At 67.6% G+C, this 25,015-nt stretch carries 25 protein-coding genes and 1 other RNA gene; 15 read left to right on the top strand and 11 right to left on the bottom strand.

Annotation, left to right across the window (positions count from 1 at the left end; translation table 11 throughout):
* Window positions 1-85 precede the first annotated feature (85 nt).
* The 9 genes from OCGS_RS08875 to OCGS_RS08840 all read left to right on the top strand — a co-directional run bounded on the left by OCGS_RS08875 (window position 86) and on the right by OCGS_RS08840 (window position 7,300).
* Window positions 86-2,041 carry a 5'-nucleotidase C-terminal domain-containing protein gene (locus OCGS_RS08875; RefSeq protein ID WP_007426907.1) on the top strand — a complete coding sequence of 652 codons (1,956 nt, stop codon included), beginning with the start codon at window positions 86-88 and terminating at the stop codon, window positions 2,039-2,041.
* Window positions 2,042-2,072: 31 nt separating this feature from the next.
* Window positions 2,073-2,170: signal recognition particle sRNA small type (gene ffs / locus OCGS_RS14835), an RNA gene on the top strand.
* A 64-nt stretch (window positions 2,171-2,234) separates the two neighbouring features.
* Window positions 2,235-2,579: a YidH family protein gene (locus OCGS_RS08870; RefSeq protein WP_238538241.1), complete on the top strand. Its 345-nt coding sequence runs from the start codon at window positions 2,235-2,237 to the stop codon at window positions 2,577-2,579.
* Window positions 2,580-2,631: 52 nt separating this feature from the next.
* Window positions 2,632-4,374, top strand: coding sequence for a DNA polymerase III subunit gamma/tau (locus tag OCGS_RS08865; RefSeq protein WP_274517193.1), 1,743 nt, complete (start codon window positions 2,632-2,634; stop codon window positions 4,372-4,374).
* Between the two features lie 69 nt (window positions 4,375-4,443).
* Window positions 4,444-4,788 (top strand): YbaB/EbfC family nucleoid-associated protein, encoded by a 345-nt coding sequence (locus OCGS_RS08860; protein WP_007426904.1) that lies wholly within the window; start codon window positions 4,444-4,446, stop codon window positions 4,786-4,788.
* A 13-nt stretch (window positions 4,789-4,801) separates the two neighbouring features.
* Window positions 4,802-5,401, top strand: a complete 600-nt coding sequence (gene recR / locus OCGS_RS08855) for a recombination mediator RecR (protein ID WP_007426903.1) — start codon at window positions 4,802-4,804, stop codon at window positions 5,399-5,401.
* A gap of 181 nt (window positions 5,402-5,582) precedes the next feature.
* Window positions 5,583-6,086, top strand: a complete 504-nt coding sequence (locus OCGS_RS08850; RefSeq protein ID WP_007426902.1) for a type III secretion system chaperone family protein — start codon at window positions 5,583-5,585, stop codon at window positions 6,084-6,086.
* A gap of 75 nt (window positions 6,087-6,161) precedes the next feature.
* A complete protein-coding gene (gene proC, locus OCGS_RS08845) occupies window positions 6,162-6,968 on the top strand; it encodes a pyrroline-5-carboxylate reductase (RefSeq protein WP_007426901.1) in 807 nt (268 codons plus the stop codon).
* Window positions 6,965-7,300 carry a tRNA-binding protein gene (locus OCGS_RS08840; RefSeq protein WP_007426900.1) on the top strand — a complete coding sequence of 112 codons (336 nt, stop codon included), beginning with the start codon at window positions 6,965-6,967 and terminating at the stop codon, window positions 7,298-7,300. The genes proC and OCGS_RS08840 overlap by 4 nt, the downstream gene beginning before the upstream one ends.
* Here OCGS_RS08840 and OCGS_RS08835 read toward each other — a convergent pair.
* The 5 genes from OCGS_RS08835 to OCGS_RS08815 all read right to left on the bottom strand — a co-directional run bounded on the left by OCGS_RS08835 (window position 7,294) and on the right by OCGS_RS08815 (window position 13,520).
* Window positions 7,294-7,875, bottom strand: a complete 582-nt coding sequence (locus OCGS_RS08835) for a thymidine kinase (RefSeq protein ID WP_007426899.1) — start codon at window positions 7,873-7,875, stop codon at window positions 7,294-7,296. The two genes, OCGS_RS08840 and OCGS_RS08835, sit on opposite strands and share 7 nt — an antisense overlap.
* A 63-nt stretch (window positions 7,876-7,938) precedes the next feature.
* On the bottom strand, window positions 7,939-8,247 hold the full coding sequence (locus OCGS_RS08830) for a hypothetical protein (protein ID WP_007426898.1): 309 nt from the start codon (window positions 8,245-8,247) through the stop codon (window positions 7,939-7,941).
* On the bottom strand, window positions 8,210-8,908 hold the full coding sequence (locus OCGS_RS08825; protein ID WP_007426897.1) for a hypothetical protein: 699 nt from the start codon (window positions 8,906-8,908) through the stop codon (window positions 8,210-8,212). The genes OCGS_RS08830 and OCGS_RS08825 overlap by 38 nt, the downstream gene beginning before the upstream one ends.
* 2 nt (window positions 8,909-8,910) lie before the next feature.
* Complete coding sequence (carB, locus tag OCGS_RS08820) at window positions 8,911-12,207, bottom strand: carbamoyl-phosphate synthase large subunit (protein WP_007426896.1); 3,297 nt, start codon at window positions 12,205-12,207, stop codon at window positions 8,911-8,913.
* Between the two features lie 80 nt (window positions 12,208-12,287).
* The gene (locus tag OCGS_RS08815) at window positions 12,288-13,520 is read right to left on the bottom strand and encodes an SAM-dependent methyltransferase (protein WP_007426895.1); all 1,233 of its coding nucleotides are present in this window, start codon (window positions 13,518-13,520) and stop codon (window positions 12,288-12,290) included.
* A gap of 144 nt (window positions 13,521-13,664) precedes the next feature.
* Between OCGS_RS08815 and aspS the strand changes: the two genes are divergently transcribed.
* On the top strand, window positions 13,665-15,437 hold the full coding sequence (gene aspS, locus OCGS_RS08810) for an aspartate--tRNA ligase (RefSeq protein ID WP_007426894.1): 1,773 nt from the start codon (window positions 13,665-13,667) through the stop codon (window positions 15,435-15,437).
* Between the two features lie 5 nt (window positions 15,438-15,442).
* On the top strand, window positions 15,443-16,180 hold the full coding sequence (locus OCGS_RS08805) for a BglII/BstYI family type II restriction endonuclease (protein WP_007426893.1): 738 nt from the start codon (window positions 15,443-15,445) through the stop codon (window positions 16,178-16,180).
* A 1-nt stretch (window position 16,181) separates the two neighbouring features.
* Here the strand turns inward: OCGS_RS08805 and OCGS_RS08800 are convergent, their stop codons facing one another.
* Window positions 16,182-16,814: an MT-A70 family methyltransferase gene (locus tag OCGS_RS08800; RefSeq protein WP_007426892.1), complete on the bottom strand. Its 633-nt coding sequence runs from the start codon at window positions 16,812-16,814 to the stop codon at window positions 16,182-16,184.
* A 144-nt stretch (window positions 16,815-16,958) separates the two neighbouring features.
* Here OCGS_RS08800 and OCGS_RS08795 point away from each other — a divergent pair, with 144 nt between their 5' ends.
* Together OCGS_RS08795 and OCGS_RS08790 are read left to right on the top strand one after the other, a co-directional pair.
* Entirely contained in the window at window positions 16,959-18,326 is a 1,368-nt protein-coding gene (locus OCGS_RS08795) for a DUF1800 domain-containing protein (RefSeq protein WP_007426891.1), read from the top strand.
* 9 nt (window positions 18,327-18,335) lie between these two features.
* Entirely contained in the window at window positions 18,336-19,538 is a 1,203-nt protein-coding gene (locus OCGS_RS08790; protein WP_007426890.1) for a DUF1501 domain-containing protein, read from the top strand.
* A 20-nt stretch (window positions 19,539-19,558) separates the two neighbouring features.
* On the opposite strand, the gene OCGS_RS15530 is transcribed toward OCGS_RS08790, so the two are convergent.
* Window positions 19,559-19,681: a hypothetical protein gene (locus OCGS_RS15530; protein ID WP_007426889.1), complete on the bottom strand. Its 123-nt coding sequence runs from the start codon at window positions 19,679-19,681 to the stop codon at window positions 19,559-19,561.
* A gap of 39 nt (window positions 19,682-19,720) precedes the next feature.
* Window positions 19,721-20,956, bottom strand: a complete 1,236-nt coding sequence (locus OCGS_RS08785; RefSeq protein WP_007426888.1) for a GAF domain-containing sensor histidine kinase — start codon at window positions 20,954-20,956, stop codon at window positions 19,721-19,723.
* Between the two features lie 145 nt (window positions 20,957-21,101).
* Here OCGS_RS08785 and OCGS_RS08780 point away from each other — a divergent pair, with 145 nt between their 5' ends.
* Window positions 21,102-22,007, top strand: coding sequence for a LysR family transcriptional regulator (locus OCGS_RS08780; RefSeq protein WP_007426887.1), 906 nt, complete (start codon window positions 21,102-21,104; stop codon window positions 22,005-22,007).
* Window positions 22,008-22,028: 21 nt separating this feature from the next.
* Here the strand turns inward: OCGS_RS08780 and OCGS_RS08775 are convergent, their stop codons facing one another.
* Genes OCGS_RS08775 through OCGS_RS08765 form a run of 3 tightly spaced genes read right to left on the bottom strand, consistent with a single transcriptional unit; the run spans window position 22,029 to window position 24,047 of the window.
* Complete coding sequence (locus OCGS_RS08775; RefSeq protein ID WP_007426886.1) at window positions 22,029-22,604, bottom strand: peroxidase-related enzyme; 576 nt, start codon at window positions 22,602-22,604, stop codon at window positions 22,029-22,031.
* Window positions 22,594-23,328 (bottom strand): GNAT family N-acetyltransferase, encoded by a 735-nt coding sequence (locus OCGS_RS08770; protein ID WP_007426885.1) that lies wholly within the window; start codon window positions 23,326-23,328, stop codon window positions 22,594-22,596. The genes OCGS_RS08775 and OCGS_RS08770 overlap by 11 nt, the downstream gene beginning before the upstream one ends.
* Window positions 23,325-24,047, bottom strand: coding sequence for a competence/damage-inducible protein A (locus tag OCGS_RS08765; protein WP_007426884.1), 723 nt, complete (start codon window positions 24,045-24,047; stop codon window positions 23,325-23,327). The genes OCGS_RS08770 and OCGS_RS08765 overlap by 4 nt, the downstream gene beginning before the upstream one ends.
* 153 nt (window positions 24,048-24,200) lie before the next feature.
* On the opposite strand from OCGS_RS08765, the gene map reads away from it, so the two are divergent.
* Complete coding sequence (gene map, locus OCGS_RS08760) at window positions 24,201-25,013, top strand: type I methionyl aminopeptidase (protein ID WP_007426883.1); 813 nt, start codon at window positions 24,201-24,203, stop codon at window positions 25,011-25,013.
* Window positions 25,014-25,015: the final 2 nt, after the last annotated feature.

Here is a 25,015-nt window from a genome sequence, read left to right as displayed (position 1 = left end):
TGAAATGCAAGAAAACCGGCATTGACATCGCACAACCCCAAGTAGAAGTCTTGGTGTTTCAAGGGTTTGATTGTCCGGAATCTGCATGCGGCGAAACATCTCCGACTGCGGCGACCCTGCCGACGGGTCCGCGCGGACGATCGCGACCGCCGATCCGGTCGAAGCAATGGCCACGCGACCGGACTTCGGGCAGGGCACTATCGTAAACCTGCGGATCGTCGCCACCAGCGATCTGCACGGTCACGTCCTGTCGCACGATTTCTATGCCGACCGCCCGGTCGAGACGCACGGTCTGTCGCTTGCCGCCACCTGTATCGCCCGGCTGCGTGCCGAGGCGCCGAATTCCGTCCTGCTGGACAACGGCGATTTCCTGTTCGGAACGCTTCTGTCCGATCCTGCGGGCCTTGGCGGGCATGTCCATCCGATGATCGCCGCGATGAACGCCACCGGCTATGACGCGGCCACTCTGGGCAACCACGAATTCGATCATGGGCTGTCCACGCTGGGGGCGACCCTTGCCGACGCCGCCTTTCCGGTCGTGTGCGCGAATGCCCGCCCGGTCGGCGCGAACCGGCCCTTCGGCCTTCGCGACTGGGTGCCGCCCTGGACGATCCTTCAGCGGCAGATCGTGCACGATGGCGGCGGGACCGGCCTGCTGCGGATCGGCGTCATCGGCTTCCTGCCGCCCCAGACCGCCGACTGGAACCGTGCCGCCCTGGCCGGATCGGTCGCGGTCGGGGATATCGTGGACGCCGCCCGTCGTGCTGTTCCCGCCTTGCGCGGGGCGGGGGCGGATATTGTCGTGGCACTTTGCCATTCGGGCATCGGGGCTGCCGTGCCCCGGCCGGGGATGGAGAATGCGGCAACGGCGCTTGCGGGCATCGGCGGCATCGACGCCATCGTCGCGGGCCACACCCATCTGACCTTTCCCGGCCCCGATCACGCGGGCCTTCCGGGCGTCGATGCGGCGGCGGGAACGCTTTGCGGCGTGCCCGCCGCGATGCCGGGGCGCTGGGGCGCCAGCGTCGCCAGCATCGACCTGCGGTTGACCCACGATGCCGGGCGCTTCGTCGTCACCGGCCACGCGGCGCGGTCCCATCCGATCCTGGCCTGCCCCTGCATGGGCGACGGTCCGACCGCCTTTCGCGGGGCGCCTGCCGTGCTGCGCGCCGCCGCCGATGCCTTCATGCGCGCGCGCGACCGCGGCGACCGGATCGTCGGCACGACGCAGGGCGCGCTGCATTCCTATTTCGCGGCCGTTGGCGCGTCGCCGGCCGCCGCGATCGTCGGCACCGCGATGCGGCGGCAGGTGGCGGATGCCCTGCGGGATTGGGGGATCGAGGCAGGCCCGGTCGTCGCCGCCGCTTCGTCGCTGCGTGTCGGGGGGCGGGGCGGCGCGAACGACTATACCGACATCCCCGCCGGCCGCCTGACGATGCGCCGGATCGCCGACCTGCATCCCCATCCCAACCGCATCCACGCCTATCGCGTGACGGGCGCGCTGCTGCGCGACTGGCTGGAAACCGCCGCGTCGGCCTTCAGTGTCATGGAAACGGACGGTCGTGACGGTCCGTTGATCGACCCCGAATACCCCCTGTTCAACCTCGATACCGTTTCGGGCCTGCATCATGCCATCGACCTGTCGCGCCGATCCGGCCGGATCGCCGACCTGCGCTGGCGGGGCCGCGCGGTCGGACCCGACGACAGCTTCGTCCTGGCAATCAACAGCCATCGCGCGGCGGGCGGGGGCGGCTATCCAGTTCTGCCCGAAGACGCGCGGATCGACTTGCCGGACCTGCCGGTCAGGACGGCGCTGGAATCGTTCGTCGCCTCGCACGGGGCGGCGTGGCGTTTCCGGCGATCCTGGCGGTTCGCGCCCGTGCCGGGATGCACGGCGGTATTCGATACCGGGCCGGGCGCATCGGCATATATGGATGACGTGGGCAACCTGCCGCTGACGCATCTGGGGCCGTGCGGCGACGGATTCCACCGCTTCCGGCTGGATTTGGGCGCGCTGCCGTATCCAGACGACAGCGCTTGAAATCCCGCCCTCGCTGCCTTAGCTGAGCGGGTGAGAGGTTGGCGCGGGCAGGCGCCTCGCCAACCCGGTCAGGTCCGGAAGGAAGCAGCCGTAACGAGCCCCGCTTGGGTCGTTGTCAGCCTCTCACCGCTTTCCCTTCGGAACGAAAGCCGCCTTGCTTGCTTGGGCAGGCATGGCGCCGCCCAAACAGGACATGGCCGAGGACCGCACCGACTGGGCCGAGGATCGCACGATCCTCGCCAACGAGCGGACGTTCGCGGGGTGGATGCGCACCGGCATGGCCGCCGTCGCCGTCGCCATCGGCCTCAAGGCGGTTTTCGGCGACTTCACCCCGACATGGATGGCCAAGGCCGTCGCGTCGCTGTTTCTGGCCGCGGCGCTTTATATCTTCTGGTCGGCCCGCCAGCAGGCGGCGGCCACGCGCGACCGGATGGAGGCGCGGTCGGCCGAGCCGCAATCCAACAGCCGCATGACCGCGATGGCCGCGATCCTGGCATTCGGGACGGTGGCGGTCGGGGTCATCCTCTGGCTTCTGTGACTGGTCCACGGCCTGCCGGCCCGATACGCTGGACCTGACCGAATCCCTTCAGGTGCCCATGTCAGACCAGCCCTACCGCGTGCTTGCCCGCAAATACCGACCCGAGACGTTCGACGACCTGATCGGGCAGGACGCGATGGTGCGCACGCTGCGCAACGCGTTCAAGGCGGACCGGATCGCGCAGGCATTCATCCTGACCGGCATCCGCGGCACCGGCAAGACGACGACGGCGCGGATCGTCGCCAAGGGCCTGAACTGCGTCGGGCCGGACGGGCAGGGCGGGCCGACCACCTCGCCCTGCGGCGTATGCGAGCCGTGCCGCGCCATTGCCGAGGGACGGCATGTCGATGTGCTGGAAATGGACGGCGCGTCGCAGACCGGCGTGGGCGACATCCGCGAAAGCGTCATCGGGTCGGTGCAATACGCGCCCGCCTCGGCGCGCTACAAAATCTACATCATCGACGAAGTGCATATGCTGTCGACCAGCGCGTTCAACGCCCTGCTCAAGACGCTGGAAGAACCGCCGCCGCACGTGAAGTTCATCTTCGCCACGACCGAAATCCGCAAGGTGCCGGTCACGGTGCTGTCGCGTTGCCAGCGGTTCGACCTGCGCCGGATCGAACCGGACGCGATGATCGCCCATCTGCGCGGCATCGCCGGAAAGGAAGGCGCGAACGTCACCGACAGCGCGCTGGCGCTGATCGCGCGGGCCGCGGAAGGGTCGGCGCGCGACGCGCTCAGCCTGCTGGACCAGGCCATCGCCCACGGGGCAGGGGAAACCGGGGCCGAACAGGTCCGCGACATGCTGGGTCTGGCCGACCGGGGCCGCGTGCTCGACCTGTTCGACATGATCCTGCGTGGCGATGCCGCGGGCGCGCTGACGGAACTGGGCGCGCAATATGCCGAAGGGGCCGACCCGGCTGCGGTGCTGCGCGATCTGGCCGAGGTCACGCATTGGGTCAGCGTCGTGAAGGTGACGCCGGACGCCGCCGACGATCCGACGGTCGGCCCCGACGAACGGATGCGCGGCCGGACCATGGCCGATGCGCTGTCGATGCGGGTGCTGACGCGGATGTGGCAGATGCTGCTGAAGGCGCTGGAGGAGGTCGCGGCGGCCCCCAACGCGATGATGGCGGCCGAAATGGCGGTCATCCGCCTGACCCATGTTGCCGACCTGCCCCCGCCCGAGGATCTGGTGCGCCGGCTGTCGCGCGCCGACCCGCCCGCGGGCGGCCCCGCGGTGCCGGCCCCTCCGGCGGCGCAAGCGTCGCCATCGCCATCCCCATCGCCATCGCCTGCCGGGCGCATTGGGGGCGGCGGGGCGGCGCCCGCACTGGCGCAGGCGCCCGATCCCGCGCTGGGCCGCTATGCGACGTTCGACAGCGTGCTCGGCCTGATCCGCGCCAACCGCGACGCCAAGCTGCTGATCGACGTGGAAACGGGCGTTCGCCTGGTCCGTTACGTTCCGGGCCGGATCGAGTTTCAGCCGACGCAGGATGCGCCCCGCGATCTGGCGGCGCGGCTGTCGCAGCGGTTGCAGATGTGGACCGGCGTGCGCTGGGCCGTCAGCGTCGTGGACAAGGGCGGCGCGCCGACCATCGCGCAGACCCGCGACGCGGCCGACGAGGCGATGAAGGCCGCCGCCGAGGCGCATCCGCTGATGCAGGCGGTCCGGTCGGCCTTTCCGTCGGCCCGCATCGTCGAGATCCGCACGCTGGAACAGATCGCCGCCGATGCCGCCTCCGAGGCGCTGCCCGAGGTGCCCGACGAATGGGATCCGTTCGAGGCGGAATAGCCGCGCGCCTTGCGCGGCGGCGTTCCACTACGTATCTGCGATGCGACGGTGCATTGAAGGGGACAAACGATGTTCAAGGGATTGGGCGGCCTGGGCGATATGGGCAAGATGATGAAGGCCGCGCAGGAGATGCAGGGCAAGATGGAATCCCTGCAAGAAGAACTGGCCAGCATCACCGTCACCGGCGAAAGCGGCGCCGGTCTGGTCAAGGCGACGGCCACCGCCAAGGGCGAGCTTGTGGGTCTCGACATCGACCCGTCGATCTTCAATGCCGACGAGAAAGAAGTGGTCGAGGATCTGATCCTGGCCGCGATCAAGGACGCGCAGGGCAAGGCCAGCGACCGCAGCCAGGAAGAGATGCGCCGCCTGACCGAAGGTCTGGGGCTGCCGGCGGGCATGAAACTGCCGTTCTGAAGGCCGCCGCCGCGTGACCGAAGCCAGGGGCGACATCCAGACGCTGATCGACCTGATGGCGCGGTTGCCGGGCCTCGGCCCGCGGTCGGCACGGCGCGCGGTGCTGCATCTGATCAAGAAGCGCGGGCCGCTGATGGCGCCGCTGGCCGCCGCGATGGCCGATGTCGCGTCGAATGCGCGCGAATGCCTGACCTGCGGTAATGTCGGCACCACCGACCTTTGCGCGATCTGCGCGTCCCCCAAGCGCGCCACGGGCGAAATCTGCGTGGTCGAGGACGTCGCGGATCTGTGGGCGATGGAACGCGCGGGGGTGTTCCGGGGCCGCTATCACGTTCTGGGCGGCACGCTGTCCGCCCTCGACGCTGTCGGCCCCGAGGATTTGCGCATCCCGCGCCTTCTGGACCGGCTGAAGGACGAAGCCGTGATCGAGGTGATCCTGGCGCTGGGCGCCACGGTCGAGGGTCAGACGACCGCACATTACATCGCCGACCGGATCGAGGGGCGCGGCGTCGCGGTGACGAGCCTTGCGCAGGGCGTGCCCGTCGGCGGCGAGCTGGATTACCTCGACGACGGGACGATCACCGCCGCCCTGAAGGCGCGCAAGGCGTTCTAGCCGTCCGAAAGCGCCTTTCATCCACAACTTATCGTGTGAAGGTCTGAATAAAGGCTTTACAGGATTCACCATTTCGCACACCATATCTGGTGAGGGCATTTCGAGAACGCATCGTGCCCTAGACCATGCGGCTAGGTCTTGGGCGACAGGCCAGACCCAAACCTTTCAGCGAGAGGCGGCAATGTCCCTGAGCGAGCAGTTTTTCCAGACCGACGATCTGGACCCGATCGACATCGTCGAGCACATCGCCGAATACCGCGAATGGGAATTTGACCGTGTCGATGACGATCAGATCGCCATGGCGGTCGAGGGTCAGTGGCGCACCTATTCCATGACCCTGGCCTGGTCGCCCCGCGACGAGACGCTGCGCCTGATCTGCACGTTCGAGATGGATCCGCCCAAGGAAACCTGGCCACAGCTTTACGCCGCGCTCAACGCCGCGAACGACAATGTGTGGATGGGAGCGTTCACCTTCTGGGCCGAGCAGCGGCTGATGGTGTTCCGCTATGGTCTGGCGCTGTCCGGCGGCCAGAGTGCCGCGCCCGAGCAGATCGAGCGGATGATCGCGACCGCCGTGCAATCCGCCGAACGGTTCTATCCTGCGTTCCAGCTTGTCTGCTGGGGCAACCGTTCGGTCGAGAATGCGATGCAGGTCGCCATGGCCGAGGCCTATGGCCACGCCTGAAGGCTGATCTTCCGACGCCCCATATTGCAGCGGGCGGCCCTTTCGTATGTGATCCCCCCAGCGAAAGGAACGCCGATGGATATGGAAACGCTGCGCGCGCGGGGGCTGGTGTTGCTGGGATGCGGACGGATGGGCGGCGCGCTGCTGCGCGGCTGGCTGGCGGGCGGCTTTCCCCCTGGAGCGGTCCATGTGATCGACCCCGACCCGGCGGACTGGCTGACCGGAACCGGCGTGCATCTGAACGAACCGCTGCCCGATGCGCCCGGCATCGTGCTGGTGGCCGTCAAGCCGCAGATGATGACGGACGCGCTGCCGTCGATCCGGGCCCTTGGCGGCGGCGCGACGGTGTTCCTGTCCGTGGCTGCCGGCACCCCCATAGCCGCGTTCGAGGCGGCGCTGGGGCAGGGCACGCCCGTAATCCGTGCGATGCCGAACACCCCGGCCGCCATCGGGCGGGGCATCACGGCGCTGGTCGCCAATTCCGAAGGTGTGCCGTCGCTCGATCTGGCGGACGAGTTGATGGGCGCGGTCGGGCAGGTCGTCCGGTTGGACGACGAGGCCCAGATGGATGCCGTCACCGCCGTTTCGGGGTCGGGGCCGGCCTATGTGTTTCACCTGATCGAGTGTCTGGCTGCGGCGGGCGAGGCGCAGGGCCTTGCGCCCGACCTTGCCCTGCGGCTGGCCCGCGCGACGGTCGGCGGCGCGGGCCATCTGGCCGAGGATGCGGGCGAAAGCCCCGGCGATCTGCGCCGCGCGGTCACGTCGCCCAACGGCACCACGCAGGCGGCGCTGGAGGTGCTGATGGCCGAGGATGGGCTGGCCCCGCTGATGCGCCGGGCCGTGGCTGCGGCGGCGGACAGATCGCGGGAACTGCGCGGATGACCGCCACGATCGACGACCTGATGCGCCTCGACATCCGGGTTGGGCGAATCGTGCGCGCCGAACCCTTCCCCGAAGCCCGCAAGCCCGCCTTCAAGCTGTGGGTGGATTTCGGCGGCGATCTTGGGGTGCGCGCCAGCTCGGCCCAGATCACCGCCCTTTACGATGCGGACGACCTGCCGGGCCGTCAGGTGCTGGCGGTCGTGAACTTCCCGCCCCGCCGGATCGGCCCCGTCCTGTCCGAGGTTCTGGTGCTGGGCGTGCCCGACGCGGACGGCCATGTGGTTCTGGTCGGCCCGGACCGCGAGGTGCCGATCGGCGGGCGGCTTTACTGACGACCGACCGCTTCCTTCCAGTGCCGGCGGCAGAGGCTGACATAGGTTTCGTTCCCGCCGATCTGCACCTGCGCGCCCGTGGTCATGGCGCGCCCCTGCGCGTCGCGGCGCACCACCATCGTCGCCTTGCGCCCGCAATGACAGATGGTGCGCACCTCGCGCATCTCGTCGGCGATGGCCAGCAGGGCCGCCGATCCGGGGAAGAGCTGACCCATGAAGTCCACGCGCAGCCCATAGCACATAACCGGCACGTTCAATTCGTCCACCACGCGGGACAATTGCCAGACCTGCGCCTCGGTCAGAAACTGCGCCTCGTCCACGAAGATGCAGGCCGGCCCCTCGGCCGCGACGCGCCGGTCGAGCATATCGAACAGATCGTCGTCCGGCCCATAGGTTTCCGCCTCGGCCCCGATGCCGATGCGGCTGGCGATCCGCGCCGGGCCGTCGCGGTCGTCATGTGCCGCCGTCAGCAGGATCGTCGCCATCCCCCGCTCGCGGTAATTGTGCGACGCCTGCAAAAGCAGCGTCGATTTGCCGGCGTTCATCGTCGAGTAGTGAAAATAGAGCTTGGCCATGGCCCGCTGCCTAGCCATGCGCGCCCTTGCGGACAAGCCTGCATCCGCGATGGCGCAAGCCGGTCAATAGGCGTGCCGCAGACCTTCCGTCCTGTCCTTGTCCGATGCCCTGACCATTCTGATCTTGCGGCGTTCGGCGGTCAGGCGTGCAAGACGAGTGGCCAAAGCCGCATCGAATCGGCGGCCCTGCACCTTGCGGGCCGACGCGATGGCCTTGATGGCGTCGTCGATACGGCGGTCGCGGTCGGCCATCGCCGTCTCGTCCAGCTTTTCCAGATCGCCAAGGTCGAGCGGCTGAATGGACGGTTCGGACGACAGCGAGATTTCGGGGCGATCATGGCCCTGCTTCGGTTTCGTCAGATGGAAGAACATTCTGCTTTTCCTCCAAGGGTGATGCAAGACTATCGCGGTCGGCCATCCCTGGCAAACCCTCTGTGGCCCGCGACGCAGCGCTGGGGCCGACTGCATCCGACATCCTGCTTGCGAAGACCAAAACGATGGCCAGAACGATTGTTCCCACACAACAGACCAGAAGTCGTAAACTTCTGCCCTGACGGTCCAGATTTCCTTCGTTGCTGCGCTGCAACTTCCCGATCACCGCGCCATAGGCGAAGATGGCGCCCTGGACGGCGGCAAACTCGGCATCCGCCTGCCTGATATCGGGGTCGGGGATCGACTCTTCAAGCTCCTCCTCGATGGCGGCGGCCTGAGCCGAAAGATCGAGCAGCAATCCGTCCGCCTCGATGGCGGCATAGTCCAGCGCATAGATCAGCCACAGCGCCCAAAGCAGCAGTAGCACCGAAAGCGATCCGGCCGCGATGCCCGCCAGATGCAGCCATCCCAGCGGTTCGCCCGGCGCGGCATCGACGAAGCGCACCAGGTTGCCGATGGTTAGGACGATCAGCGTCACCGACGCGAAGGGGATGGCCAGCGACGTTCTTACCGTCTCGCGCCGGGCCTTCTCGCCGTCGTAAAGGCGCTGGACGGCCGCAAGCTCCAGCTCCAGAAAGACGCGCCGTTCGCTGTCGGCCATCCTCAGCCCTGCAACGGCCGCACCGCCAACTCGCCCTCGCCGCGCGCCTGCATCGCGAGGGCGGCGGCATGGCAGCCCGCCAGGGTGGTGAAATAGGGGATGCGGTCCATCAGCGCGACCGAGCGCAGCGACCGGCTGTCCTCGACCGCCTGCGCGCCTTCGGTGGTGTTCATCACCAGCGCGATTTCGCCGTCCTTGATCGCATCGACGATGGTGCGGCCGCCCTCATAGACCTTGTTGACGACGGTGCTGGCGATGCCGTCGGCCTTGAGGAACGCCGCCGTGCCGCGCGTCGCGGCGATCTCGAAACCCAGTTCCGTCAGCAGACGGCCCAGATCGGTCAGCAGCGGCCCCTTGTCCGCCTCCTTGATCGACAGGAATACCGTGCCGCCATGGGGCAACACCACGCCCGCGCCCATCTGCGCCTTGAGGAACGCGCGCGCAAAGCTGCGGTCCCATCCCATCACCTCGCCGGTCGAGCGCATCTCGGGGCCGAGCAGCGTATCGACGCCCGGAAAGCGCGCGAAGGGCAGGACGGATTCCTTGACGCTGAACCACGGCATCGCCGGATCGGCCAGCGTCATCGGGTCGGCATAGGGCAGCGTGTCGTCGGGGCCGGTGCCGGCGGGATAGGGCGGGCGCTGGGGGAAATCGGCCAGCTTTTCGCCCGCCATGATCCGCGCGGCGATAGAGGCGATGGCGCTGTCGGTGGCCTTGGCGACGAAGGGCACGGTGCGGCTGGCGCGCGGGTTCACCTCCAGCACGAAGATCTCGCCGTCCTTGATCGCGAACTGCACGTTCATCAGCCCCACGACGCCCAGCTTCAGCGCCATGGCGGCGGCCTGACGCTCCATCTCGGCGATCAGGTCGCGGGACAAGGTATAGGGCGGCAGCGAACAGGCGCTGTCGCCGGAATGAACGCCCGCTTCCTCGATATGCTGCATGACGCCGGCGACATGCACGTCCGTCCCGTCGCACAGGCAATCGACATCGACCTCGACCGCGCCGGACAGATAGCTGTCCAGCAGCACCGGCGTCTTGCCCGACACGTCCACCGCGTCGCGGATATAGCGGGCCAGATGCGCGTCGTCGCGCACGATCTCCATCGCGCGGCCGCCCAGCACATAGCTGGGACGGATCACCAGCGGATAGCCGACCTCTTGCGCGATGCGCATCGCCTCGTCGTCGGACCGCGCGATGCCGTTCTTCGGCTGGCGCAGGCCAAGCTCGTTCAGCATCGCTTGGAACCGCTCGCGGTCCTCGGCCAGGTCGATGGCGTCGGGTGAGGTGCCCAGGATCGGGATCCCGGCATCCTTCAGCCCCTGCGCCAGCTTCAGCGGCGTCTGGCCGCCGAACTGCACGATGACGCCGTGCAGGGTGCCTGCCTCCTGCTCGCGCGTCAGGATCTCCATCACATGCTCGAATGTCAGCGGCTCGAAATAGAGCCTGTCGGACGTGTCGTAATCGGTGCTGACCGTCTCGGGGTTGCAGTTGACCATGATCGTCTCGTAGCCCGCCCCGCTCAGTGCATAGCAGGCATGGACGCAGCAATAGTCGAACTCGATCCCCTGTCCGATCCGGTTCGGTCCGCCGCCCAGGATGACGACCTTGTTGGCCTCCGTGGGCCGCGCCTCGCATTCCGCCTCGCCCATGACGGGGGTTTCATAGGTGGAATACATGTAGGGCGTCTGGGCCTCGAACTCGGCCGCGCAGGTGTCGATGCGCTTGAAGACCGCGCGCACGTCCAGCGCCAACCGGGCGCGACGCACGTCCTCCTCGGTCGCGGACGTCAGCCTGGCCAGCCGGGCATCGGTGAAGCCCATCATCTTCAGCCCGCGCATGGCGTCCGCATCGCGGGGCAACCCGTCGCGGCGGATCCGCTCCTCGGCCTCGACGATTTCGCGGATCCGGGCAAGGAACCAGGGATCGAACGATGTGACGGCATTAATGTCGTCGTCCGACAGACCCATCCGCATGGCCTGCGCGATGACACGGATGCGGTCGGGCGTCTGCTGGGCAAGCGCGCGGGTCACGGCGGCGGGGTCGGTATCGGCACCGGGAATGGCGATCTCGTCCAGCCCGGTCAGGCCGGTTTCCATGCTGGCCAGCGCCTTTTGCAGCGATTCGTGGAACGACCGGCCGATGGCCATGACCTCGCCCACCGATTTCATCGCCGTGGTCAGGTCGGGCTTGGCGCCCGGAAACTTCTCGAACGCGAACCGGGGGATCTTGGTGACGACGTAGTCTATCGACGGCTCGAAGCTGGCGGGCGTGACGCCGGTGATGTCGTTGTCCAGCTCATCCAGCGTATAGCCCACGGCCAGCTTGGCGGCGATCTTGGCGATGGGAAAGCCGGTGGCCTTCGACGCCAGCGCCGAGGACCGGCTGACGCGGGGGTTCATCTCGATCACCACCATGCGGCCGTCGGCGGGGTTCACGGCCCATTGCACGTTCGATCCGCCCGTCTCGACGCCGATCTCGCGCAGGACGGCGATGCTGGCCGACCGCATGCGCTGGTATTCGCGGTCGGTCAGCGTCAGGGCGGGGGCGACGGTGATGCTGTCGCCGGTATGCACGCCCATCGGATCGACGTTCTCGATGGCGCAGACGATGATGGCGTTGTCGGCGCGGTCGCGCACGACTTCCATCTCGAACTCCTTCCAGCCCAGCAGCGACTCGTCGATCAGGATCTGGCTGACCGGCGACGCATCCAGCCCCGACTTGCAGATCGCGGCATAGTCGTCGCGGTTATAGGCCACGCCGCCGCCGGTGCCGCCCAGCGTATAGGCGGGGCGGATGATCGCGGGCAGGCCGACATGTTCCAGCGCGGCCATGCATTCGTCCATGCTGGTCGCGATGGTCGCCTTGGGATTCTCCAGCCCGATCCGGTCCATCGCCTCGCGGAACAGCTTGCGGTCCTCGGCCATCTCGATGGCTTCGCGGCGCGCGCCGATCATCTCGACCCCGTGTTCGGCCAGCACGCCCATCTTCTCCAGCGCCAGCGCGGTGTTCAGGCCGGTCTGTCCGCCCATCGTCGGCAGCAGCGCGTCGGGCTTTTCACGCGCGATGATGCGGGCGACGACTTCGGGGGTGATCGGCTCGATATAGGTCGCGTCGGCCATGCCCGGATCGGTCATGATCGTCGCGGGGTTCGAGTTGACCAGAATGACGCGATAGCCTTCCTCGCGCAGCGCCTTGCAGGCCTGGGCCCCGGAATAGTCGAACTCGCAGGCCTGCCCGATCACGATGGGACCGGCGCCGATGATCATGATCGACTTGATGTCGGTTCTCTTCGGCATGGCATCCCCCGGACAAATCCGCCCGCGTTATAGGGACGCCCGACCGCTGCGCAAGCGCGTTCGGACAAAGCCGCCTGCGGTCACTCGGCCGCGCGGGCCATTTCGCGTTCCAACGGATGGGGATAGAGGTATTCGCGCGTGATCGGCACCTGCGCCTTGTCGCGCGCAAGCTGCGCCTGGAACACCACCTGCCCGCCATAGCGGAACGTCATCTCGCAGGCGATCAGATAGAACCGCCACATCCGGCAGAAGCGGTCGTCGTAAAGCGCGCGGGCCTTCTCGATCCCGGCGACGAAGCGGTCGTCCCAATGCCGCAGCGTCTTGGCGTAATGCAAGCGCCACACCTCGACATCGGTGGCGGTCAGGCCCGCGCGTTCGAACGCGGCGGACATTTCCGACAGGGCGGGGACATAGCCGCCGGGGAAGATGTATTTCGCGATCCATGCCGAGGTGGTGCCCGGCGGGCCGCACCGCCCGATGGTATGGATCAGCGCGATTCCGTCCTCGGGCAGCAGGTCGTGCACGCGCCCGAAATATTCGTCGTAATGCGGCACGCCCACATGCTCGAACATGCCGACCGACACGATGCGGTCGAACGTGCCGTCGAGCGCGCGGTAATCCATCAGGCGGAAATCGCAGCGGTCGGCCAGCCCCGCCTCGGCGGCGCGGCGCGTGGCGATGGCGTGCTGTTCCTCGCTCAGCGTGACGCCGGTGACATGTGCGCCGTGATCGCGCGCCAGCGTCAGCGCCATGCCGCCCCAGCCGCAACCGATATCCAGCACCCGCATCCCCGGTTCCAGCAGCAGCTTGGCGGCGATATGGGCCTTCTTCTGTTCCTGCGCTTCTTCCAGCGTGTCGGTGTCGTGCAGGAAATAGGCGCAGCTATACTGACGGTCGCGGTCGAGGAAGATGTCGTAAAGCTCGGCCGACAGATCGTAGTGATGCGCGACGTTGGCGCGCGCGCGCCGGGCGGTGTTCCACTGATCCACCGCGCGCAGCCGCTGCCGGATCCGGTGCGCCGGCCCGTTCAGCCGCAGGTGGTTGTCCGCCCAGATGTTGCTGACCCCAAGCTCCAGCAGGCCGCGGATGTCGTCGCCCTCGATCGTCAGGCCGCCATCCATGTATCCCTCGCCCAGCCCCATGTCAGGCAGCAGGACGATGCGGCGCAGAAGCGACGGATCGGTGATGCGAACCGCGATTTCCGGCGCGTTTCCATCGCCTGCGGTGAATGTCCGCCCGTCGGGCAGCGTGACGTGCAGCGTCCCGCGGCGGATGATGTGGCGGATCGTGCGTTCGAAGATGCGGCCCCACATGGCGTCCCCCCCCGGATTTCCTCTCTGCGACAGAATGTCCATACTTGTCCGCCGGTTCCAACCCAAGTCGGTGCGTGTGCGGACCTTTGCTTGACATGCGCGCATCGCCAAGGTGTATCGGCGCGACCCATGAAGGAACGTGCCATGAACCCCTATCGCACCCGGACCTGCGCCGATCTGGACGCCTCGGATGCCGGAAACGATGTCCGGCTGGCGGGTTGGGTGCATCGCGTGCGCGACCACGGTGGCGTGCTGTTCATCGACCTGCGCGACCACTACGGCATGACGCAGCTGATCTGCGACCCCGACTCCCCCGCCTTCCCCGAGGTCGAGAAGGTCCGGTCGGAATGGTGCGTCAGCATCGCGGGGACCGTGAAGAAGCGCGATCCGTCGCTGGTCAACCCCAAGATTCCCACGGGCGAGATCGAGGTTTTCGTGCGCGAGATCGACGTTCTGGGCAAGGCGGCCGAGCTGCCGCTGCCCGTCTTCGGCGAACAGGACTATCCCGAGGAAACGCGCCTGCGCTACCGCTTCCTCGATCTGCGGCGGCAGGGGCTGCACGACAACATGGTGCTGCGGTCGGACGTGGTGCGCGACCTGCGCGAACGCATGTGGGGGCAGGGGTTCAACGAATACCAGACGCCGATTCTGACCGCATCCAGCCCCGAGGGCGCGCGCGATTTCCTGGTGCCGTCGCGCCTGCATCCGGGCAAGTTCTATGCGCTGCCGCAGGCCCCGCAGCAGTTCAAGCAGCTGATCATGGTGTCGGGCTTCGACAAGTATTTTCAGATCGCGCCGTGTTTCCGCGACGAGGATCCGCGCGCCGACCGCTCGCCCACCGATTTCTATCAGCTCGACATGGAAATGTCGTTCGTGACGCAGGAAGACGTGTTCGCCACGATCCAGCCGGTCATCCAGGGCTGTTTCGAGCGTTTCGGCGAGGGCCGCAAGGTCGATGCCGACTGGCCGCTGATCTCCTATGCCGACAGCGCGCTGAAATACGGCACCGACAAGCCGGATCTGCGCAACCCGATCGAGATGCAGGTCGTCAGCGACCATTTCCGCGGCAGCGGTTTCGCCATCTTCGCCAACCTGCTGGAAAAGCCGGGCACCGAAGTGCGCGCCATCCCCGCCCCCGGCGGCGGTTCGCGCAAGTTCTGCGACCGCATGAACAAGTTCGCGCAGGAACAGGGCCTGCCGGGGATGGGGTATATCTTCTGGCGGGACAATGCGGGCGACGTCGAAGCGGCCGGCCCCCTCGCCAAGAATATCGGCCCCGAACGGACAGAAGCCATCCGCCAGCAGCTCTGCCTCGGCGTGGGCGACGCCGCGTTCTTCCTGGGCGGACGGCCCGAGGATTTCGAGGGCGTCGCGGGCCGCGCGCGGACTGTCATCGGGCAGGAACTGGGCCTGATCGACGAAGACCGTTTCGCATTCGCCTGGATCGTCGATTTTCCGATGTTCGAACGGACCGACGACGGCGCCATCGACTTCAGCCACAACCCCTTTTCCATGCCGCAGGGGGGCATGGACGCGTTGCAGGGCGATCCGCTGAAGGTGCTGGGCTACCAGTACGATCTGGCCTGCAATGGATACGAGCTGATCAGCGGCGCCATCCGCAACCACCAGCCCGAGATCATGTTCAAGGCGTTCGAGATCGCGGGCTATGGCGAGGACGAGGTGCGCCGCCGCTTCGGCGGGATGGTCAACGCCTTTACCTATGGCGCGCCGCCGCACGGGGGTTGCGCCGCGGGCATCGACCGCATGGTCATGCTGCTGGCGGACGAGGCGAACATCCGCGAGGTAATCATGTTTCCGATGAACCAGCAGGCCGAGGATCTGATGATGGGCGCGCCGTCCGACCCGACCCCGGCGCAGTTGCGCGATCTCGGGATCCGGGTTCTGCCGAGGGACTAGCGCCGGTGCTGGCGGAATTGCGCGCGCGGGGCTTCGACATCCTGACGCGCAACCACGCCGACGCCATCCTGTCGCACGATTTCGCGGACGAGACCGCCGCGCTGGCCGGCGTCTTGGCCGATTACCGCATCGGCATGGCCGAACTGATCGGCGGCGGCGGCGGCGAAAGCGGTCAGACCCAGCGCCTGCGTCGCGCGCTGTCGCATCTGGGCTGGCGCAAGCACAATTTCGCCGTGCAGATCGTCGTGGACGGCACCCCGCGCGAAGGCGTCAGCCACGAGGTCGATCACGTCCTGTTCGCCCCGCAGGGCGCGCTGGCGCTGGAAATCGAATGGAACAACAAGGATCCGTTCTTCGACCGCGATCTCGAGAACTTTCAGCGCCTGCATGCCTTGTCGGCCATCAGCCTTGGCATCGTCGTGACGCGCGGCGCGTCGATGCAGGCCCGCCTGCCGACCCGGATCCGCGACTGGATGCAGCGGCGCGGCCTGGGCTCCGAGGCCGATCTGGACCGGCTGGGCATCGGCGCGCGCACCGGCACCCAGCGCCGTCACGTCGCCAAGCAGGTCGCCCGCGGCGTGCCGTTCGCCGACGCCTTCGCGCGCAAGTTCGCCGCCGACAAGTTCGGTCAGGCGACGACCCACTGGGCCAAACTGGAAGCGCGGGTGACGCGCGGCGTCGGCAATCCCTGTCCGCTGCTGCTGATTGGGCTGCCGGACGCGATCCTGACCGACGAGCCGTGACCTATTCCGCCGCCAGCGACGAGTTGTAGGCGTAGGTCTTCCAGTCCGGCTTCCAGTCCGCATCGGCCTGATTGCCCCAGACGGTCCAGCCGTCGCGGATGCCGCGGCCGAACAGCTCCAGATACGGTCCCCACGAACAATCCTCGATCAGCCGGTATTGTTCGTCCGGCTTGCGCGAATGTTCGCGCTTGCGGGTCTGGATCATGTTGACCTGCCGCCGCCCCGGCGCCTGCGTGCGCACATTGCGGCCCCGCGTGCCGAACAGCAGGATCTCGGTCACATTGCGGAAATAGAACCCCACGCCGCGCCCGTCGCTGCCGCCGTCCTTGCGCACCTTGTGCCAGACGATGTTCGACTTGTATTCGAACCCCCAGGCGTCCAGCACCGTCAACCCGTCGGGCAGCAGCGCGTTGGGCACCCACATGTAGCAATGCGCCCGATCCGCCAGATGGTCGGCCACCGGCAGGGCGCAAATCTCGTCCAGCGTCATCGTCGGATAGCGCGACAGGCGCTTGTGTTCGGGCGCGACCTTGCCGGTGCGGTTGGTGAACCGCCAAGGCGGATCGGCCAGCACGCATCCGAACCGGTCGGGTCCGAGGAACGTGGCGAGGTCTTGGGCGGGATCCGTCGTCATCTGCGATATATGGGCCGGCTTCCGCCCGAAGTCACGCAAACATTTAGCGAACATCGACAACGGGCCGCCGCCGTGGCGATCCTGCCGCCTTAACAAGTCCGGCCTCGTCGCCTATACTTGCCGGGTTCGCAGAAAGGGCCGGTGATGCCGACCAGTGACGATGACGCCCTGGGGGCGATCCGCTTCGGTTACGGGCTGCGGCCCGACCGCGCGCCTCCCCCCGCATCGGGAATCGCGGATGCCCTGCGCCGCCCGGACCCGACGGAACAGGCATTCCCCCTGCCGCCGAGGGAAATCGTCGATTCGCACCAGGCCGAACTGCGCCGCATGCGCAAGAAGGTCGAGGCGGGTGACCCGGCCGCCGTGGCCCGCGATGCCGTTATCCGTGCGGAAAAGCGCGCGTTTCTGAAAACCATCCATCGCACGGTCGTCGCGCGCGCTCTCGATTCGCAGGTTCCGTTCCGGCAACGGTTGACGATGTTCTGGGCCGATCATTTCACCGTCAGCACCACTGCGCTGGACCAGCAGCTTTATATCGGCGGCTTTCTCGACCAGACGATCGCGGCCAACATGGCTGGCCCCTTCGCGGACCTTCTGAAGGCCGTCATAACCGAGCCGATGATGCTGACCTATCTCGATCAGCTCAGCTCCATAGGTCCCCATTCCCGCGCGGGTATCGGCAGCAAGCGCGGCCTGAACGAAAACCTGGCCCGCGAATTCATCGAACTGCACACGCTGGGCGTCGGCGGCCGCTATACCCAGACCGACATCCGCGAGATGGCGGAACTGCTGACCGGGCTCAGCTACTCGAACGAGACGGGCTTCCGCTTCGATATCGAGATCGCCGAACCGGGGGGCGAGAACGTGCTGGGCCGCACCTATGGCGGCCCGCGCCCCCTGTTCCGCGACATTCTGGCGGCGATGGACGACATCGCCGTTCATCCCGATACCGCGCGCCACATTTCGCACAAGCTGGCCGTCCATTTCGTGTCCGACGACCCCGACGCGGATCTGGTCGATGCGATGGCCGATGCGTGGCAGGCCAGCGGGGGCGACCTGCCGTCCGTCTATGCCGCGATGCTGGACCATCCCGCGGCATGGTCGCGCCCGCGGGCGAAGATCAAGCCGCCGTTCGATCTGGTGCTTTCGACGCTGAACGCGCTGGGCCTGACCGGCCAGGACATCATGCGGATGGACGAAGGGCTGCTGGACCAGAAGGTTGTCGGACCGATGAGCGCGATGGGCCAGCCCTTCTTTCAAGCGCCGGGGCCCGATGGCTGGCCCGAAAACCCGCGCGGCTGGATCACCCCGCAAAGATTGGCCTTCCGTATCCGCTGGGCGATGGATGCGCCCGGCCGGCTGGTGCCGCAACTGCCCGATCCGCGCGATTTCCTGACGGTCGCGCTGGGCGATGCGGCAAGCGAACGGTTGCGCTTCGCCGCCGAAGCCGCCGAAACGCCGCAGCAGGGCATCGGCCTCGTCGTCGCCTCGCCCGAATTCAACCGACGCTAGGAGAGCGCAATGGACAGACGCAACTTCCTGTCGCGCGGCGCTGCCCTGATCGGCTGTTCCGCCGCCGCGCATCCGCTGATGACCACCGTCACCTTCGCCAGCGCGCCCTGGGACACGCGGCTGGTCGTCCTGATCCTGCGCGGGGCTATGGATGGGCTGGGGCTTGTGCAGCCCGCGGGCGATCCCGATTTCGCATCCCTGCGCTCGGGGATCCTGCGTCAGCAGGGCGATGCGTCGCTGCCGCTCAATGGGTTCTACGAGGCGCATCCGTCGCTGGCGCCGCTGATGCCGCTTTGGGATGCGGGCCAACTGGCCTTCATGCAGGCCGTCTCGACCCCCTATCGCGGCAAGCGCAGCCATTTCGACGGCCAGGATCTGCTCGAGGCCGGGTCGGGCATGGATATGGCGCAGCCGCGCGATGGCTGGCTGAACCGGATGCTTCAGACGGTTCCTCATTTGGATGGGCGCACGGCCTATGCCATCGGCAGCGGCGAGATGAAGCTGCTGATCGGGCCGGCGCGGGTCGCCGAATGGTCGCCGCATGCCGAACTTAAACTGACATCGCAGACCCGCCGGCTGCTGGACGAAATCTATCACGATGATCCGCTGTTCCGCGACACCGCGACCGAAGCCATTGCCCTGACCGAGCTCGAGCCGCCCGATCCCGGCACCGAACGCGGCGCGATGCTGGCCCAGCGCATGGCCGTGCGGGGCGGCACCGGCACGGCGGCGATGGCGGCCTTTGCGGCGGATCGGCTTTACAACGATGCGCGCATCGCGGCGTTCTCGATCCAGGGCTGGGACACCCATCGCGACCAGGGGCGTTTCATGAAGGACAGCGTGGCCGATCTGGCCGATGCGATCCTGACGCTGCGGGCCGGCCTGGGGGATGTCTGGGACAAGACCGTGGTGCTGGCGATGACCGAATTCGGCCGCACGGTGCGCGAGAACGGCAGCAAGGGCACGGATCACGGCACCGGCGGCGCGGCGGTGATGGCCGGCGGCGCGATCCGGGGCGGGCGTGTGTATGGCGACTGGCCCGGCCTGTCCGAAAGCGCGCTTTACGAACGCCGCGACCTGATGCCGACCCGCGACGTGCGCGCGATGGCCGCCTGGACGATGCGCGGTCTGTTCGGACTGGACCGTTCGGTGCTGGAGGGCGCCGTGTTTCCCGGTCTCGATATGGGCCGCGATCCGGGCCTGCTGCTATAGGGCGGGCCGGGCCGGCGCGGTCAGGTATAAAGGAAGATCACGCCCAGAATTGCCAGCACCAGCGACAATCCCGCCGCGCAAAGCACCGCCCGGTCGAGGCCGTGCGCCCTGGGCGGGAAGCGATCGTGTCCGTCGTCGGGCATGGCTCGGAATCCTGTCATGGGGTGGGGTGGCGAAGGGGGTCAGGCGGCCCGGTCGTCCGCGTTCGCCACGGCCAGCCGCCAGGCGGGCAGCGTCAGGGTCGCGGTCAGGCCCGGCCCGTCCATCCCCAGCGCCAGGTTCCCGCCGTGCAATTCAGCGATCCGCCGCGCCAGCGGCAGACCCAGCCCCAGCCCGTCGGCGCGGCGCTGGTGGACGTCCTCGCCGACCGCGAACGCCGACAGTGCCGCCTGCGTCCGCCCGGCGGCGATGCCCGGACCGTTATCCGTAACGGCGATAGCCAGATGGCCGTCCGCATCGGGCGCGACCGTAAGACTGCAATCGGTGCCGCCGTGGATCAGCACGTTGGTCACGAGGCAGGTCAGCGCCAGTTCCAGCCGCGCCCGGTCGGCCAGCACCGCGATGCCGGTGGGCGGCGGAAAGCCCAGCCGCTTGCCCGCGGCCTTCGCCTGCGGCAGCGCCGTCTGCGCCACGCTGTCCAGCACCTCGTCCAGACCGACGGTTTCGTCCTGCAACTGCACATCGCCCGATCCCAGTTCGGTGAACGACAGGATCGCCCCGACGATCGCGTCGAGATGCCCCGCCGATGCCCCGATCGCTTCGGCGATGTCGCCCGTCGCGGGGTCGTCCGGGTCGAGGCACTGTGCCAGCCCGGTGATCCCGTTCAGCGGCGTGCGCAATTCGTGTCCGATCAGCGCCAGAAACTCGGCCTGCGCGCGTTCCGCCACGGCGGCCAGCCGCGCGGCCTGCGCCGCGTCCGGTTCTTTCGGCACTTCGACGAACCGCGCGATCATCGCGGCCACCGATTCCAGCGCCGCCACCTGCGCGTCCGACGGCGGATCGTGCGGCACGACATCGACCGCGCAGACCGTGCCGAGGCAGAAGCCCGACGCCAGGACGACCGGCGCGCTGGCCGAAAAGCGCAGATGCGGGGCTTCGGTGACGGCCGGGTGATGGCGGAACCGCGGATCGGCCAGCGTGTCGGGCAGGACGATGGTGCGCTTGACGGCCACCGTGAAGGCGCACATCGACGCGCGGCGCGGGCTTTGTCGCTGGTCGGCCCCGTCCAGCGCCAGAAAATCCTGCACCTCGTCATGGATCAGTCCGACAAACGCGATGGGCGTTCCGAAGATCTGCCGCGTCAGTGCGGTGACATGCGAAAAGAACGGATCGTCGCGCCGCGCGATCAGGTCGAGTTCGGCCAGAACGGCCCGCCGGGCGGCGTCGTTCGACGGAACGGGATAGGAACAGTGATCCATGCTGAAACCTCCGCAAGTCCGGTCATTGAACCGCATGGACGTTAAAATCCGGTAAGCCGCTTTCCCGCGAATGCCGAACGAAGACCGTAATCCTGCCCGATTGTTTCGGCAGCCTGTCCTCAACCACAGGACGGGCGGGAAAAGCATGGACAGGTTGACCGAGATGGAGGCGTTCGCGACCGTCGTGGACCAGGGCGGGTTCACCGATGCCGCGCGCAAGATGGGCCTGTCGAAATCCGCCGTGTCCAAGCATGTCAGCAGCCTCGAGGCGCGTCTCGGCGCTCGCCTGCTGAACCGCACCACCCGCCGCGTCAGCCCGACCGAGATCGGGCTGGCCTATTACGACCGCGCGCGCCGCGTCCTCGACAACGCGGACGAGGCCGACAGCCTTGTCACCGCGATGCAATCGGCGCCCTCGGGGCTGCTGCGGATCAGCGTCGCGACCGATTTCGGCGTGAATTTGCTGTCGCCTCTGCTGGGCGATTTCCTGCACCGCCATCCCGACGTGACGGTGAACATGGTGCTGAACAACCGCTTCGTCGAACTGGTCAGCGAAGGGTTCGACATGGCCGTCCGCATCGGCGAGGTGGACGATTCCAGCCTGCGCGCGCGGCGTCTGGCCGATACCGCAAGGCGGATGATCGCCGCGCCCTCCTATTTCGAACGCTTCGGCCGCCCGCGCAAGATCGACGATCTGAGCGATCACAAGCTGCTGCATTACACCAGCCAGTCGAACGGCGCCGTCTGGCACCTGACCGCCCCCAGCGGGGAAAAGCGGCAGGTGCGCACGGCAGGCTGGCTCAGCGTGAACGACGGACAATCGCTGTTGAACGCGGCGATTTCGGGGCTGGGCATCGCCTATTTGCCGACATTCCTTTACGCCGACGCGCTGCGCGCCGGCAAGGTGATCGAAGCGCTGCCCGATCTTCCCGACGACGTGAAGGGCATCCATGCCGTCTATCCGCCGGGGCGCTTCGTCCAGCCCAAGGTGCGCGCCTTCGTCGATTTCCTGGTGGACGCCTTCGCCGGCAAGGGCCCCGACCGATGGTAGGCCGGGTGAACCCGGCCCGCCCTAGCGATGCGACGCGTGATATTCGTCGTTCGGTTTCATCTCGACCGCCGTGGCGACGCGGTTCGTCATGTTGAAGAAGGCCGCGACCGACGCGATGTCCCAGATGTCGCGGTCGGTGAACCCGGCCTCGCGCAAGGCCTGACGGTCGGTTTCCGTCACTTCCGGGCAGGCAAGGGTCAGCTTTTCCGCAAAGGCCAGCATCGCCGTCTGCCGGGCGGGCAGATCGGCGGCGCGCCAGTTCATCACCAGCTTTTCGCCCAGCATCGGGTCGCCCGACAATTCGCGCACCGCGGCCCCGTGCGCGACAAGGCAATAGTAGCACCGGTTGCACGAGGACACGACGACCGCGATCATCTCGCGCTCCAGCTTGGTCAGGTCGCTGTCGCCAAGCATCAGGTCGTTATAGAAGGCACTGAACGCGTTCAGCTTGTCGATGTCGAAGGCATAGGCGCGCAGGACGTTGGGCACCATGCCCAGCTTGTCCCGGCAGATGTCGAAATACTTGCGCGTCGCGTCGGGCAGCGGATCGACGGGCGGCAGGTCCAGCGCGGTCGGCGGGTCGGTGTCAGGCGTCATGCGTTCCATCCTTCGATCTGTAGTGATAACCGCCCACGCGCCGGAAGCCGAGCGCGGCATAGACGGCCCTGGCCGCCGCGTTCTCGCACAGCACGGCCAGACCCATCGTGCGGCATTCCCGGTCCCGGCACCAGCGCGCCGCGGCCCGAAGCAGATGGCGCGCCGTGCCGCGGCGGCGATGCGCCGGCAGAACCTCCAGCGCGTGAACCATGCCGATGCCGCGATGCACCGCGACGAAGACCGTGCCGGCCGGCCGGTCGTCGGTGCGGCCCAGCAGCGTGGTCTTCGGTTCCACGGCGCGGTCCATGATCGCCAGCCGTGCCGCGCCGACGCCGCCCGCCGCCCAGATGTCCCGCTGTACCTGCAAGGGCGGAAAGACCGAGAACGCGGTCAGGCGCGGCGTCGGCACGGCAATGGGCGCGCAATCGACGGCCATGAAATCGGTCGCGGCGGTCGCGGCATAGCCCGCCGCCGCCAGCGCGGCGTCCAGTTCGCTGTCGTCGTCGGGCACCAGAAAGATCGGCGCCTGGCCCAGCGCCGTCATCGCATCGGCGGCACGGGCGATGTCGTCCGGCCGCAGCGCCCCCTCCAGCCGCGCCGACGATACGCGCCTGCCGCCGCCCATCCCCTTGCGGATCGACCAGGGCCCTGTCCGGATCACGGCGGCGGCGGGCCATGTCGCTTCGTCGGCCGCCAGAAGATCGGCCGCCGTCGCGTCGGTCATTCGCCCAGCATCGCGCGCAACCGCGCCAAAGCCGCGTCGAGCGCCGCCGGGTCGGGGCCGCGCGCCACCACCTCGGCCCCGAAACGGCCGTCGCGGAAGAAGGGGTAGCTGCCGAAGGACAAATCGGGATGGGCTTCGGCCAGCCTGCGCAGCGGTCCTGCGATGTCGCCCTCGCCGCGTTCGACCACCAAAGACCGGCTGATCAACGGCGCGCCCCCGGTGATCCGGGGCAGGACCGACGCCACCATCGCCGCGAAGATCTGCGGCACGCCGGCCATGACATGCACGTTGCGCAACGAAAATCCCGGCGCGGCCGAGACGGGGTTCTCGATCAGCGTCGCGCCCTCGGGGATGCGGGCCATGCGCAGGCGCGCCTCGTTCAACTCGGTCCCGCGGGCGTCGTAATGGGCCTGAAGGATCGCGCGGGCGTCGTCGCGCACGTCGATGGGCACGCCAAAGGCGGCGGCGACCGCATCGGCGGTGATGTCGTCGTGCGTCGGCCCGATGCCGCCGCTGGTGAATACATGGTCATAGGCGTCCGACAGCGCCCGGATCGCCCCGACGATGGCGTCGGGATCGTCGTGCACCACCCGGATTTCGGCCAGCTCCACGCCGCTTTCGGTCAGCCGGCCGGCCAGATGATGCATGTTCGCGTCGCGGGTGCGGCCCGACAGGATTTCGTCGCCGATCACCAGCATGGCGGCGCGGGGATTGTGCATCGTAGTCCTCGTCTGGGTGGTTTCGGACATCCTAGGCCCTGCGGATCGCGGGCGAAAGGCGATTTGGACGCATATCGCGGGCCTGACGCCGCGAAGCACTGGAAATAGCGGTTTTGCGTCCTTATACTGCCCATTGCAGGAACGGAGTGTGACGTGGACAAGAACGCCCATGCCCGTCTCACACGGGACGGAATACGTATTTACGACAGGTCGGATTTCGCAGGAATGCGCCGGGCGGGCGCGCTGGCTGCGCGGATCCTCGACGATATCGGGCCGCATGTCGCGGTGGGGCAGACGACGGGCGCGCTTGATCGCCTGATCACCGAATGGGTCGAAAAGGCCGGGGCGGTTTCGGCCACCATCGGCTACAAGGGGTATCGGCACGCCAGCTGCATCAGCGTCAATCACGTGGTCTGCCACGGCATCCCCGGCGACAAGACGCTGAAGGACGGCGATATCCTGAACATCGACGTGACCGTGATCGTCGATGGCTGGTTCGGGGATTCGAGCCGGATGTATGTGGCCGGCAAACTGGGCCGCAAGGCCGAACGCCTGATCGCCGTCACGCATGACGCGCTGATGGCGGGGATCGACGCGGTTCGGCCCGGCAACACCTTCGGCGATATTGGCCATGCCATCCAGACCTTCGCGGAAAGCCACCGGATGAGCGTCGTGCGCGATTTCTGCGGTCACGGGCTGGGACGGGTCTTTCACGCGCCGCCCAACGTGCTGCATTACGGGCGGCCGGGCACCGGCCCGGTGCTGGAAGAAGGCATGTTCTTCACCATCGAGCCGATGATCAATCTCGGCCGGCCCGAAACCAAGGTGCTGGCCGACGACTGGACGGCGGTGACGCGGGACAAGTCGCTTTCGGCGCAATACGAGCATTCCGTGGGCGTCACCGCCGAGGGAGCCGAGATCTTCACGCTGTCGCCCGGCGGCCTCTATCGCGCGGCCTTCGCCTGATT

The organism is Oceaniovalibus guishaninsula JLT2003, from assembly GCF_000299575.1.
Classification (GTDB): domain Bacteria; phylum Pseudomonadota; class Alphaproteobacteria; order Rhodobacterales; family Rhodobacteraceae; genus Palleronia; species Palleronia guishaninsula.
The sequence above is the reverse complement of the archived record's forward strand: the minus strand, read 5'-3'. Positions and strand labels throughout refer to the sequence as shown.

Coding starts and splice junctions, on each gene's coding strand:
- OCGS_RS08875 (WP_007426907.1), top strand. CDS start 86: ATGCGGCGAAACATCTCCGACTGCGGCGACCCTGCCGACGGGTCCGCG.
- OCGS_RS08870 (WP_238538241.1), top strand. CDS start 2,235: ATGGCCGAGGACCGCACCGACTGGGCCGAGGATCGCACGATCCTCGCC.
- OCGS_RS08860 (WP_007426904.1), top strand. CDS start 4,444: ATGTTCAAGGGATTGGGCGGCCTGGGCGATATGGGCAAGATGATGAAG.
- OCGS_RS08850 (WP_007426902.1), top strand. CDS start 5,583: ATGTCCCTGAGCGAGCAGTTTTTCCAGACCGACGATCTGGACCCGATC.
- proC (WP_007426901.1), top strand. CDS start 6,162: ATGGATATGGAAACGCTGCGCGCGCGGGGGCTGGTGTTGCTGGGATGC.
- OCGS_RS08840 (WP_007426900.1), top strand. CDS start 6,965: ATGACCGCCACGATCGACGACCTGATGCGCCTCGACATCCGGGTTGGG.
- OCGS_RS08835 (WP_007426899.1), bottom strand. CDS start 7,875: ATGGCCAAGCTCTATTTTCACTACTCGACGATGAACGCCGGCAAATCG.
- OCGS_RS08830 (WP_007426898.1), bottom strand. CDS start 8,247: ATGTTCTTCCATCTGACGAAACCGAAGCAGGGCCATGATCGCCCCGAA.
- OCGS_RS08825 (WP_007426897.1), bottom strand. CDS start 8,908: ATGGCCGACAGCGAACGGCGCGTCTTTCTGGAGCTGGAGCTTGCGGCC.
- carB (WP_007426896.1), bottom strand. CDS start 12,207: ATGCCGAAGAGAACCGACATCAAGTCGATCATGATCATCGGCGCCGGT.
- OCGS_RS08815 (WP_007426895.1), bottom strand. CDS start 13,520: ATGTGGGGCCGCATCTTCGAACGCACGATCCGCCACATCATCCGCCGC.
- aspS (WP_007426894.1), top strand. CDS start 13,665: ATGAACCCCTATCGCACCCGGACCTGCGCCGATCTGGACGCCTCGGAT.
- OCGS_RS08800 (WP_007426892.1), bottom strand. CDS start 16,814: ATGACGACGGATCCCGCCCAAGACCTCGCCACGTTCCTCGGACCCGAC.
- OCGS_RS08795 (WP_007426891.1), top strand. CDS start 16,959: ATGCCGACCAGTGACGATGACGCCCTGGGGGCGATCCGCTTCGGTTAC.
- OCGS_RS08790 (WP_007426890.1), top strand. CDS start 18,336: ATGGACAGACGCAACTTCCTGTCGCGCGGCGCTGCCCTGATCGGCTGT.
- OCGS_RS15530 (WP_007426889.1), bottom strand. CDS start 19,681: ATGCCCGACGACGGACACGATCGCTTCCCGCCCAGGGCGCACGGCCTC.
- OCGS_RS08785 (WP_007426888.1), bottom strand. CDS start 20,956: ATGGATCACTGTTCCTATCCCGTTCCGTCGAACGACGCCGCCCGGCGG.
- OCGS_RS08780 (WP_007426887.1), top strand. CDS start 21,102: ATGGACAGGTTGACCGAGATGGAGGCGTTCGCGACCGTCGTGGACCAG.
- OCGS_RS08775 (WP_007426886.1), bottom strand. CDS start 22,604: ATGACGCCTGACACCGACCCGCCGACCGCGCTGGACCTGCCGCCCGTC.
- OCGS_RS08770 (WP_007426885.1), bottom strand. CDS start 23,328: ATGACCGACGCGACGGCGGCCGATCTTCTGGCGGCCGACGAAGCGACA.
- OCGS_RS08765 (WP_007426884.1), bottom strand. CDS start 24,047: ATGCACAATCCCCGCGCCGCCATGCTGGTGATCGGCGACGAAATCCTG.